Origin of the sequence: Comamonas testosteroni ATCC 11996 (assembly GCF_000241525.1) — a bacterium.
GTDB lineage: Bacteria > Pseudomonadota > Gammaproteobacteria > Burkholderiales > Burkholderiaceae_C > Comamonas > Comamonas testosteroni.
The window spans coordinates 1-968 of sequence record NZ_AHIL01000052.1; the positions used below are offsets into that span (position 1 = coordinate 1).

Annotated in this window: 1 pseudogene; it reads left to right on the top strand. The window is 62.1% G+C overall.

The features are described from left to right. Nucleotides 1-536 precede the first annotated feature (536 nt). Nucleotides 537-968 (top strand): annotated as a pseudogene (locus CTATCC11996_RS22510) (hypothetical protein); the annotation flags it as partial.

The following is a 968-nucleotide window of genomic DNA, read 5'->3' on the forward strand; positions in this document are numbered from 1 at the left end:
TCGAGGCGGAGCGGCAACTACGCGGGCGCGCTGGTAGGGTTGAACAGGGGCGCTATCCTCCAAAAGCTCTGCCATAGGCAGCACCACGGCCAAAGATGGCAACTCCTACAACTACGCGGGCGCGCTGGTGGGGTGGAACATCTTCGGCAACATCAGCCAAAGCTATGCCACGGGCAGCGCCACGGCAGAGGGGGGCGGGAGGCTACAGCAAAAACTCCGCGGGCGCGCTGGTGGGGAGAACTTCGACGGCAACATCAGCCAAAGCTATGCCACGGGCAGTGCCACGGCATCGGGGAGCTACGACAACTCCGCGGGCGCGCTGGTGGGGATAAACAGCTACGGCAACATCAGCCAAAGCTATGCCACGGGCAGTGCCACGGCATCGGGGGGGAGCTACGACAACTCCGCGGGCGCGCTGGTGGGGATGAATAACGGCAGCATCAGCCAAAGCTACTGGAACAAAGACCTGGCCACCAATGCGGTGGGCGGCGGCAGCGCCGCTGGTGCAACGGGGCTGACCACGGAGCAAATGTTCCATGCCAGCCACCTTGCGTGGTTTTGCATGGGGCACGGTCTGGGGCAATGCAGGCAACCAAAGCACGCCTTATCTGCTGGGGATGGCAGGCAATCAGGTATTTATCAAGACCGATGTGCCCAGCAGCGTCAGCCATGCCAGCCGCCCGCCGCTGTACACCGCCATTCAGGATGTGCAGCAATTGCAGGCCATACAGAACGATCTGGCAGGCCGCTATGCACTGGTCAACCATATCGATGCCAGCGCCACCGCCGGCTGGAACCTGAATGCCGGCATCTACAACGGCTTTGTGCCCATTGGCAGCAACAGCGACAACACCGACGCCACGCGCTTTACCGGCAGCTTCGACGGCCTGGGCCACAGCATCCGCGATCTGACGGTCAATGTGACTCAGCCGCAGTACCTTGATAGCTCTGGCTACAGCTTCAGCAAC